Genomic DNA, 10,890 nt, shown 5'->3' with positions numbered 1-10,890 from the left:
TTTTGGAGACGCCAAGGAACTCCATGCGTTTCGGTATGCCCGATGCCGAGGACACTCGTCTGTGCAGGAACAGGCATCTACCTGCCAGAATATGAAAAAAATGGCCCTCGTTCTCGCCAACCAGGCGACATAGAGGGCAACATTTTTGAGGCACCAGCCAAAAAAGAACGTGGATCGAACGATCCACGAACAAACATGACGCTTTTATTTTGTTTCTCAACAATCTGAGAAGCCGGCTGGTTTATCCAGCCGGCTTCCCTTTTATCAATCCGGAATACCTAAGGCGATTTTTGCGTAACGGGACATTTTGTCTTTACTCCAAGGTGGATTCCAAACGATGTCCACGTCCACTTCACTGATTTCTCCGTATTCCTTCAAATCATTCATGGCGAAATTAATATCGTTAACGATTGTGCCTGCAAGTGGACAGCCCATTGCGGTCAGAGTCATTTCGATATTCGCCTGTCTGTCGTCATCGACTGTTACTGTATACACAAGTCCCAGGTTTACGATATCAATACCGAGCTCCGGATCAATTACATTTTCCAGTTCCGCCCAAACTCGTTCTTCCAATTCTCTTTTTTCTTCTGTTTCTGGCATGGAAGCTTCACCTCCTACTTTCTGTATTAACCTTATCAAAAATTGCGTTCCCCTGAAACCAATATGCTTGAATTTCATAGGAAGAATTAATAGCATGAAGCTGTTATAGGCAATCATTAATAGGGTAAGTGTAAAAAGCGTAAGCAAAGTTCTTGAATCTGTTCGTAAAAAAATATAGAATATGAATCGCTATAAGAAAGGAATGAGGAGTGCGTTGATGCTTTTTTGGCTTATTATTACTATAGTTGTTATTGTTCTCGTTATGATACCGGCATTTAAACGCTGGATGCCTGTTTTACGCGTTCCTTGTTCTTCCCTTCCTCAAAGTCAGGAGACCACGGCCCACATTCTGGACGTCCGTGAATACCAGGAATCAGACCGTAACCCGATAAACGGTGCATTCGCCCTTCCGTATCCGTATTTAAAAAGACATTTACAGACCGTACCGAAAAAAGAAGTATTTCTCGTAGCTCCTGATAAGGTTTCACGAAATCTCAGCACCCGGCTGCTGTTGAAAAACGGCTTTACCGTGACCGGCTATGCTGTAGTGCGAAGAGGCGAACAGGGCTATCCGCCAGTGAAACTCCCATGCAGCGGTTCATAATATTTACATAAAGCAGGCAGCCGGATTAGCGGCTGCCTGCTTTATGCTTCAGTCTTTTAAACCTTTTTTTCTTATAATTAAAAAACAGTCCAAGCTGTAGAGCCTGGACCGTTATTTACTGATATTTATCATTCTGTCTTACGAAAAACCGTTTAACGGACCGGTTCCAACAAGCGTTACTACGTCTTCATTAGCCACACCTGCATTGTCAAGTGCTTCCACCGATACGAGGCCGTACATGCTTCCTTTATCGGTTTCGAATGTTAAATGCTTCTTTTCGTTATTTTTTAAAGCATCTGTGAAGAAACGCTGATTATCGACTCCGTAGAGCTTCACTTCCCAATCCTCTCCGTTATCATCACGAACCTCTAATTCACCGTCCGTATAATGGAGCTGTTCCTTGTCATCTGTAAAAACTTCGTCTACTTTTAATTTTTTCATTGTCTAGTCCTCCTTCATCCGATTACGTCTACCTATACGAATGCCCGAATCTTTTCTCCCTAAAACATCATATTTTAAATCTTTTATAGAAATTGATGATCTTCTTCTCCAGAATTTTTCATAATTTTTACAAAACATGTACCCAATTTATTATTTTTATAGTAAACTTTTCTAACAAACTGTTCACGTCTTTATAACATCTTATGTACAGTTACATTATGGAAAGGAGTTGTTACATATGTCAGGTTTTATGAACAGTGTTGAAGAATTACTAACCACCATCAGCGGTATTGTGTGGGGCCCGCCATTTTTAATTCTTATTTTGGGAACAGGTATCTTTTTAACAGTTCGTTTAGGATTTTTGCAATTTTCTACTCTTCCTTATGCCTTAAAGCTTGCCTTTTCCAAGCAGGACAAAAAATCAGAGGGGGATATTTCCCATTTCCAATCGCTCATGACCGCTCTGGCAGCCACGGTCGGAACCGGTAACATCGCCGGTGTTGCTACAGCAGTAGTAATTGGCGGCCCTGGCGCAGTCTTCTGGATGTGGATCAGTGCGCTCTTCGGGATGGCTACAAAATACGGAGAAGCTATTCTGGCTGTTAAGTACCGGGTTCAGGATGAACGGGGCCGCATGGCCGGAGGGCCGATGTATTACATAGAAAAAGGGCTCGGATGGAAATGGTTGGCCGTCCTGTTTGCCGTATTTGCTGCGATTGCTGCATTTGGGATCGGCAACACCGTTCAATCCAACTCCGTTGCCGATGTGCTGGACTCCAACTGGAACGTGCCTACCTGGATCACTGGTGTTGTGCTCAGTATTTTAACCGGGGTTGTTATACTTGGCGGCATCAAATCCATTGGCCGGGTAGTTTCATTTATTGTACCAATTATGGCTGTCTTCTATGTCGTCGGTGGCCTGATTGTTATTTTTGGCAACCTGGATCTCGTTCCAGCCGCGGTCGGTTCAATCGTTTCCGATGCATTTACCGGTCAGGCTGCAGCCGGTGGGGCTGTAGGGGTTGTAATTCAGTACGGGGTGGCCCGCGGGGTTTTCTCCAACGAAGCAGGCCTTGGGTCTGCACCAATTGCAGCCGCCGCAGCCCGTACCGACTATCCGGGCCGGCAGGCTCTTGTCTCCATGACCCAGGTTTTTATTGATACAATCATTATCTGTTCCATTACCGGTATTTCTCTTGTGATGGGCCAAAGCTTTGTAAGTGGTGACTTAGACGGGGCACCGCTGACTGCCGCCACATTTGAACACTTTTTAGGACCGGCTGGAAGCATTATTGTTTCTGTAGGGCTGATTTTCTTCGCCTATTCTACTATTTTGGGCTGGTCCTACTACGGAGAACGCTGTATTTATTACCTTTTCAAAACATATAAAGCTGTTTTTGCCTACCGCGTCATTTTCGTTATCGCTGTATTCTTTGGTGCTGTAGTCCAGTTCGGAATTGTCTGGTCGCTTGCAGACACGATGAACGGCTTGATGGCAGCTCCAAACCTGATCGCTCTTCTGGGGCTTTCCGGAGTCATCACCGCGGAAACGGTTCGCTTCCGCAAACGAATGAAGGAAGAAAAAAATGGCACAGCAACCTGGAACAAGTCATAATACAACTAAAGCATCTCGCGCGCCCGTTTCAGGCTCGCGAGATGCTTTTTATTTTACAGGCACTTCATGCGTTAACGGCAGTCCATGGAGGCCCTGTAAAATATGGTCTGCAGTCATATCCGCCATACGCCGGCGTGTTTTTTCACTGGCACTGCCGATATGCGGGAGTGCCACAACGTTGGACAGGCTGAGAAGCGGATGGTCTGCACTAATAGGTTCGTTCTCAAAGACATCCAGACCGGCGCTGAAAATTTCTCCCTCCCGAAGCGCATTCACCAGTGCCTCCTCATCCACAGTTGTCCCTCTCGAGGTGTTAATAAATACAGCTGTTTTTTTCATTTTACGAAAAGCTTCCGCGTTGATCAGCTTTTCTGTTTCGGGTGTGGCTGGAGCGAGCACGCATATAAAGTCAGCTTCTCCCAAAAGTTCATCCAGCTCAGCGTATAAAGCACCAGTTCGCTCTTCTGCTTCCCGCTTCCGCGAGCGATTATGATAAAGTATGTTCATATCAAAACCACCAGCCCGCTTAGCCACAGCTTCTCCAATACGTCCCATGCCGATAATCCCAAGGGTGGCACCGTAAATATCCTGTCCCGTAAATGCAAACGGCGCCCAGGACCCCCATTCATTTTTCCGGATAGTATCCATGGCTTCCGGCAGCCTCCGAGCTGCGGCCATCAATAAAGCAAAGGTGAGATCCGCGGTTGTTTCTGTCAGTACACCCGGAGTGTGGGCCACTTTAACTTTCTGTTCTTCTGCCGCTTCCAGATCAATGTTATTATATCCCACTGCCATCGTCGCTATTACTTTCAACCGCGGTGCCTGTTCAATAACGTTTCTTGTCACAGGCTCCGATACGGTACAGAATAAACCGTCTGCTTCCGCTGTTCTCCGGACTAATTCCTCTTCCGGCACCGATTCGTTTTTATTCCATACATCCAGCGTAGCTTCCTTTTCAAGCTTTTCCAACAGCCAGTTGGGCATTGGCCTCGTAATAAAAACATGTGGTTTTGTCATTCTCAGCCTCTCCTTTGAAATAATATAGTGTGCCATTCATTCGTCTGTTTGTACCAGGCATCCGTATAATTTTTAACCCAAAATGCTTTTTTCACCCGCTCCACTGACCAGTCCACCAGTCCGGATACTACAACCTGGTGAGGAAGAACCTCTATGGAACCAGCCCGTTCGAGCCAGTGCACCGCAATATCCGCCCCAATATTGATGATGGCTATATCGTATGCTTCGTATGGAAAGACTGGGCCAACTACGTCCTGTTCGTATACCTTAATTCGATTTTCTACTCTGTTTAACGCTGCCTGCTGTTCTATCTCCCGCGTTACCGGCTCCATATCATAGGCATCCACCTGCATGCCTTTTTTTGCAAGAGCAATCGACAGCACCCCGCTTCCCGCGCCAATGTCTGCAGCCCTCAACCCTTCCGTACAGGTGACAATACATTCGAGAGCGTCCCTTGTGGTTTCATGGATGCCTGTCCCAAACGCTCCCTGCGGATCAAGACGTAATTCCCGTTCTCCCTGCTTTTCCTGAAACGGGGGATACACAAGTTCCCATCCGTCTGCCAGTCTGACGTTTTCGTAGGAAGACTCTTTCCACTCCGGTGGCTCCCATTCGTGCAAATCATGTGTGTGTACTTCAAGCATCCGGCTTAACTCTTTTTTAGAAACATTTTCCGTGTAAACATATAGTCTGCTTTTTTCCCCACTGCTGAATTCGTATGTATAACCGTCTTCATCCTTCCTTGTCTCTATGGCTTCATCAATATAAAATGTATAAATATCATGCTCATAGAGCCTCAGGCTCCATGCTTCGTTATTCCCCGACGGGACTTCCAGTGAGTACCACATACCAGCTGCCTCCTTTTCGTAAAAATTATAGCAAAACTACTGTTTATACAACATCTATTTTTCCTGTCTCGTTTCTGTTTGTCTCCCGAGACGATGAAATTGGTATTTCTCCTTTGAAAAGCCTTTCTTTTTTTAAAAATGTTCTTTAATCTAGAGGAAGAGTGCTTACTCTATTACCTTATTGATACTAGTAGGAGGTCGACCTATCGATGGACTATCGCGTAGAAAAAGATACACTTGGAGACATGCACGTACCGAAAGACAAGCATTGGGGCGCGCAGACCCAGCGCAGCCTGGAAAACTTTAAAATCGGCCAGGAAACTATGCCGATCGACGTCGTATATGCGTTCGCCATTTTAAAACGTTCTGCGGCTCTTGCAAACAAACGCCTGGACAAGCTTGAAGCGGAAAAGGCCGACGCTATCGTCGAAGCGTGCGACGAGGTTCTTTCCGGGAAACTCGACGACCATTTTCCGCTCGTGGTCTGGCAGACCGGAAGCGGTACCCAGTCCAATATGAATATGAACGAAGTAGTGGCCCGCCGCGCTTCCCAGCTGCTTGAAGACAAAGGGTCTTCTCTGAGCGTGCATCCAAACGACGATGTCAACCGTTCCCAGAGCTCAAACGATACCTTTCCTACGGCGATGCACGTAGCTGCCGTGCAAAAGGTGGAGGATCAGCTTCTTCCTGCCGTGGAAGCGCTTCGTGCGACCCTGGAGAACAAAATGAATGCATTTGAAAATGTAATTAAAATTGGCCGCACGCATCTTCAGGATGCCACTCCGCTCACGCTCGGCCAGGAGGTCAGCGGCTGGCACCGGATGCTTGAGCGTTCAGCTGAAATGATTACAGAAAGCATTGATCACGTGAAAGACCTTGCAATCGGCGGAACAGCTGTCGGTACAGGCATTAATGCCCACCCAAAATTCGGTGAATATGTAGCCGAAGAAATTAGTGCCTATACCGGCAAATCCTTCCGCTCCGCTCCAAACAAGTTTCACGCCCTTACCAGCCACGATGAAATTTCATATGCGCACGGAGCATTAAAAGCCCTCGCAGCAGACGCCATGAAAATTGCAAACGACGTCCGCTGGCTTGCAAGCGGTCCCCGCTGTGGTATTGGCGAAATTTCCATACCTGCGAATGAACCGGGAAGCTCTATTATGCCTGGAAAGGTAAACCCAACCCAGAGTGAAGCATTGACTATGGTTTCAGCACAGGTAATGGGCAACGATGCTACGATCGGTTTTGCTGCCAGCCAAGGTAATTTTGAACTCAACGTGTTTAAGCCGGTTATTGTTTATAATTTCCTGCAGTCAAGCTACCTACTCGCTGATGCGCTCGTTTCCTTTAATGATAAATGTGCAGTCGGCATTGAAGAAAATCAGGAACGCATTGATGCGCATCTCCGTAATTCTCTGATGCTCGTCACAGCGCTTAACCCTCACATTGGGTACGAAAACGCGGCTAAAATTGCCAAGTCCGCTCATGCTAACGGACAGACACTGAAGGAAGCCGTGCTTGAAAGCGGCATGTTAAATGAAGAAGAGTTTGAATTGATCGTCGATCCAGCGAAAATGGTTTCCCCAAGTGAATAAACAATGATAAACCAATAGCCTCCCAGGCCAATCACAGCCTGGGAGGCTATTATTATTTATCCGTGCGTTTTCCTTCTTCGTAATGATACAACGGCAGCCGGTGACTGATATAGTAGGCAGTGTACACACCAAGCACAGCCATGACTAGCCATATCCACGCATGGAGGCTGAATGAGGCGATACCGCTAAAATATGCCCCAATGTTGGCACCGAACGAGATACTTGCCCCGTATCCCATCAGCCCTCCCCCAATCAGGGCGATTAAAGCAACCCGAAGAGGGATCCTCGAAAACCGGATTTGTCGGTTCATGGCCAGAGTTACTACAGTGCCCAGAATGACACCGAAATTAATAATGCTCATGGAATCCATCAGCACCGATTGATGAAGGGCAACAAACTGATCCTGTTCAAACCAGTATGTCCATTCGCTCACGTTCATTCCAAGAGCCTGCACTATCTTCGATCCCCATAAGGAAAAAGAAGCTGTCAGCTTCCAGGGCTCCCCCTGCACGAGAAAGATGAGAGCATTTAATACTGCAAGAATAACAGCACCCACCCACAGCGGCCAGGAGCCGAAAATAATCCGGCTCCAGCTTGCGGCGGAAGGCAGCGGCGGGAGTGCCGGAGGCCTAGTTCGTTTTTTGTGCACATACGAGCCAAAAGCAATCATTCCGAGAAAAACAATTTGAATCACCCACGCCCATATGTAACCGATTCCCGTATCCACCGCCAGCGAGACTGGATCAAACGAAGGAAGGGAAGTGTTCCAAAAACCAAAATGGGCTGCCCCTGCCACTGCCCCCGTCATAAAGCCGGCCAACGTGCAAATTAAAGCAGTCCTGCCGCCCTCTGCTTCGTAAAATGAAGATGGGGCAAGGCCGCTGCCTATTTCCATGCCAAAACCAAAAATGAACGCTCCTACTATCAATCCAACACTCACAGCGGAAAGCGCCGGTATCGGGACTGTCCCAAACAAAGCCGGACTGATAATAAAAATAGCAACTGAAAAAGTTGATACGAGAATAAGCATCAGCATGTGAGCCCGCAGCATTTCTGTATTGCCTTTTTCGATAATCTGCCGGTAGACTGCCGAAAAACCGAAGCGGGCGTGGAAAAGGGAAAATCCAAGAAAAAAACCAATCCAGAGCAGAATGACATACTGCCAGCCTGATATCTGGTAAGACACGAGGGAAAGCGCAAGAATGACCAATAAGCATACTATCGAAACGATATTTTGTGGATTATTTAAAACAGACGTTTCTGCCGCAGTGTTCATTTTTTTCATTAATTTCTCCTGACTGGACCTGTATTAGAACCCCATTCTTCTTTTCCCTTACCTTAATGATTCACACATCTTATAGAAAAAAACTCCCCGGCAGCGGCCGGAGAGTTCATGATTTACTTATAATAGAATTTAATACAGCTCGCTTAATGCGTCTTTGGTGAACGGCACCAGGTCTTCCGTTCGGCCCTCCTGCATCTTTTTGGCCCATGCCGGATCCGTTAACAGCGGACGCCCAACTGCGACTAGGTCAAATTCATCGTTTTCGAGCCGGTTGACTAATTCCTGAATATCATCGTTTTCTGCTTTATCAAAGCTTGTAAAAACGCCATTCAGCCCTACAGACCCTACCGTCACAGAAGGCTTACCGGTTAAATATTTCGTCCAGCCGGCAAGATTTAATGAAGAACCGTCAAATTCCGGCTCCCAGAAGCGGCGGGTTGAGCAGTGAAAGACGTCTACGCCTGCTTTAGACAGCGGCTCCAGGAACTGGGCCAGTTCGTCTGCCGTGTCTGCAAGCTTTGCTTCAAAGTCAGACATTTTCCACTGCGAAAACCGGAAGAAGATAGGGAAATCTTCACCTACAGCCCGGCGGCATGCTTCGATTACTTCAACGGCAAACCTTGTCCGTTCGACAAAATTCCCGCCGTACTGATCCGTACGCTTATTGGTCTGCTCCCAGAAAAACTGGTCAATCAGATATCCATGGGCGCCGTGGATTTCAATACCATCAAAGCCAATACGCTTCGCCGCTGCTGCAGCGTCTGCATAAGCCTGTACCAGTTCATCAATTTCTTCCACTGTCAGCGGCTTTGATACAGCTTCCCCGCTTAAAGCTAAACCGGAAGGTCCAATCGGCATAGCCTCAGAGTTCGGCTCTGCTCCTACCGGTCGTGTCATGCCTACGTGCCAGAGCTGGGGGATGATTTTTCCTCCTGCTTCATGCACTGCCTCTACCACCCTTTCCCATCCTTCGAGGGCTTTTTCACCGTAAAAGGCCGGTACACCCGGGTCTTCCACGCTCGCAGGGTGATTGATACCGGTTCCTTCTGTCACAATCAGTCCTACGTTATTTTCAGCCCGACGCCGGTAATAGGCTACCACGTCTTCGTTTGGTACGCCTCCCGGCGAAAATCCTCTTGTCATCGGTGCCATTACTGTTCTGTTTGCAAGATGCAGATCTTTTATTTGAAAGGGTTCAAATAAAGGAGCCGCCGCTTGCTGGTTAGATGTTTCCTCTGTCATTATTACGACTTCCTTTCTCCTGCCACAAATTATAAGTAGTATCCAAAAATCAGTATGCACGCATCGTTTTTCCAAACGCAACTTATCCGCTCAAGGACGATACTTTTTTGGTGTTAATTTCCACGAATCCGTTTGCAGTCTCCTGAAAAGTGGTATTCTGTACTAGAATACTTACATAGGCCCAAATACCTTAAGGAGGACATATCATGTCAGATAAAGCGACAAAAATCATTCAGGAATCGCTCGATGCACTGATGCAGGATGAGACCTTTCTGCCCGATTACGAAGGCCAGGCTCGTGAAACGGCCTTTTCCTCTCTTATTTCCATCCTTTCTACCCCCAACCATGTACACAAATCGTTTCTTCGTGTTCCTCTTCAAAACGGCGAAGTAGTACGTTTGGAGGCGTACCGTGTCCAACATAACGACACTATGGGGCCTTACAAAGGCGGTATCCGTTTTCACGAAAGCGTCGATGAAGACGAAGTATCCTCCCTTGCTTCTCTTATGACTATTAAAAATGCCCTCCATGACGTACCATTTGGCGGTGGCAAGGGCGGCATCAGTATTAATCCAAAGGAGTTCAGCAAAAAGGAATTAAACCTCGTTTGCAAAAAATACGTGCAGTACTTCAACGATGTAATTGGGCCGGATAAAGATATCCCCGCTCCCGACGCCGGCTCAGGCGCCAGGGAGATGGACTGGATGATGGCTGAATACAAAAATATTAACCCGGGCATTCCTTACCGTGGAAGCTTCACAGGAAAAAGTGTTAAAAACAGCGGTTCCCTTGGCAGAAGAGAAGCGACCGGAAAAGGAGTTTATTTCACTTTACGATACCTGCTGCATGACTTTCTGAAAAACCGGCGCGACGAATTCCAGACTTCGGAAAATAAATTTTTCAAAACTGCGCTTGAATTTTACGGGCGGCCGCTTTCCATCGCTGTACAGGGCTTCGGAAATGTAGGCTCGGTCACCGCGATGCAGGCATATAACTGCGACTATCTCGATACGAAAGTCGTATCTGTAAGTGACCAGAACGTCACTCTTTACAATGAAGACGGACTCGACGTACCGGCTCTGCTCGATTTTTCCAACGATCATGATGGCGATCTTCCCACCACTGATGAAGAAATCCATGAACTTGGCATTAGCGCTGATGTGCGGGACCGTGACGATGTTCTTTATCTCGAAGTAGATGCTTTATTTTTCGCCGCTCTCGGTGGTGTCATTCATAAAGACAATGTGCAGGACGTTAAAGCCTCTATTCTTATAGAAGGCGCCAACTCTCCTATTACCACCGAAGCCGATGCCATTTTAGCTGAACAGGGTGTCGTCATCATCCCTGACATCCTTGCCAACGCCGGCGGTGTTATCGTATCTTATTCCGAATGGCTGCAGGGACGGGAAACACTGTATTATTCTGAAGAACAGGTTACAAAGATTTTATATGACAAAATGAAAGAAACGATGGACCGCGTGCTGCCGGAATTTTTCGGCGACCCATTTGCTCTTCGCCAGAACTGCTATATTCATTCCATCATGTCACTCTGTACGATGCTTCATATTCGCGGAAAATTATATTAAAACCAGTCTTATATAAACAAAAAGCCCCGGCCTCCAACGCAGTTGGAAAGGCCG

At 47.0% G+C, this 10,890-nt stretch carries 10 protein-coding genes; 4 read left to right on the top strand and 6 right to left on the bottom strand.

Annotated elements, in window-relative coordinates:
- Positions 1–264: 264 nt before the first annotated feature.
- On the bottom strand, positions 265–600 hold the full coding sequence (locus ACTRXG_RS03830; protein ID WP_022794038.1) for a metal-sulfur cluster assembly factor: 336 nt from the start codon (positions 598–600) through the stop codon (positions 265–267).
- A gap of 217 nt (positions 601–817) precedes the next feature.
- Between ACTRXG_RS03830 and ACTRXG_RS03825 the strand changes: the two genes are divergently transcribed.
- The gene (locus ACTRXG_RS03825) at positions 818–1,204 is read left to right on the top strand and encodes a sulfurtransferase (RefSeq protein WP_474262071.1); all 387 of its coding nucleotides are present in this window, start codon (positions 818–820) and stop codon (positions 1,202–1,204) included.
- Between the two features lie 138 nt (positions 1,205–1,342).
- Here ACTRXG_RS03825 and ACTRXG_RS03820 read toward each other — a convergent pair whose 3' ends face one another.
- Positions 1,343–1,645, bottom strand: a complete 303-nt coding sequence (locus ACTRXG_RS03820) for a hypothetical protein (protein ID WP_322527282.1) — start codon at positions 1,643–1,645, stop codon at positions 1,343–1,345.
- A gap of 250 nt (positions 1,646–1,895) precedes the next feature.
- Here ACTRXG_RS03820 and ACTRXG_RS03815 point away from each other — a divergent pair, with 250 nt between their 5' ends.
- Positions 1,896–3,260, top strand: a complete 1,365-nt coding sequence (locus tag ACTRXG_RS03815) for an alanine/glycine:cation symporter family protein (RefSeq protein WP_474262077.1) — start codon at positions 1,896–1,898, stop codon at positions 3,258–3,260.
- 48 nt (positions 3,261–3,308) lie between these two features.
- Here the strand turns inward: ACTRXG_RS03815 and ACTRXG_RS03810 are convergent, their stop codons facing one another.
- On the bottom strand, positions 3,309–4,277 hold the full coding sequence (locus ACTRXG_RS03810; protein WP_474284068.1) for a 2-hydroxyacid dehydrogenase: 969 nt from the start codon (positions 4,275–4,277) through the stop codon (positions 3,309–3,311).
- Positions 4,278–4,279: 2 nt separating this feature from the next.
- Positions 4,280–5,125, bottom strand: a complete 846-nt coding sequence (locus ACTRXG_RS03805) for a 50S ribosomal protein L11 methyltransferase (protein ID WP_474280050.1) — start codon at positions 5,123–5,125, stop codon at positions 4,280–4,282.
- 209 nt (positions 5,126–5,334) lie between these two features.
- Between ACTRXG_RS03805 and fumC the strand changes: the two genes are divergently transcribed.
- Positions 5,335–6,723 (top strand): class II fumarate hydratase, encoded by a 1,389-nt coding sequence (fumC, locus tag ACTRXG_RS03800; RefSeq protein ID WP_474262068.1) that lies wholly within the window; start codon positions 5,335–5,337, stop codon positions 6,721–6,723.
- A 52-nt stretch (positions 6,724–6,775) separates the two neighbouring features.
- On the opposite strand, the gene ACTRXG_RS03795 is transcribed toward fumC, so the two are convergent.
- Both ACTRXG_RS03795 and ACTRXG_RS03790 read right to left on the bottom strand, forming a co-directional pair.
- On the bottom strand, positions 6,776–8,008 hold the full coding sequence (locus ACTRXG_RS03795; protein ID WP_474284067.1) for a YeeE/YedE family protein: 1,233 nt from the start codon (positions 8,006–8,008) through the stop codon (positions 6,776–6,778).
- Positions 8,009–8,137: 129 nt separating this feature from the next.
- Positions 8,138–9,250 carry an NADH:flavin oxidoreductase gene (locus ACTRXG_RS03790; protein ID WP_474284066.1) on the bottom strand — a complete coding sequence of 371 codons (1,113 nt, stop codon included), beginning with the start codon at positions 9,248–9,250 and terminating at the stop codon, positions 8,138–8,140.
- Positions 9,251–9,456: 206 nt separating this feature from the next.
- On the opposite strand from ACTRXG_RS03790, the gene ACTRXG_RS03785 reads away from it, so the two are divergent.
- Positions 9,457–10,836, top strand: coding sequence for a Glu/Leu/Phe/Val family dehydrogenase (locus ACTRXG_RS03785; protein ID WP_474262065.1), 1,380 nt, complete (start codon positions 9,457–9,459; stop codon positions 10,834–10,836).
- Positions 10,837–10,890: the final 54 nt, after the last annotated feature.

It is taken from the genome of Marinococcus sp. LNSP9103-4 (genome assembly GCF_056034345.1).
Note: the sequence above shows the minus strand (reverse complement) of the source record. Positions and strands in the feature narration are given on the sequence as shown.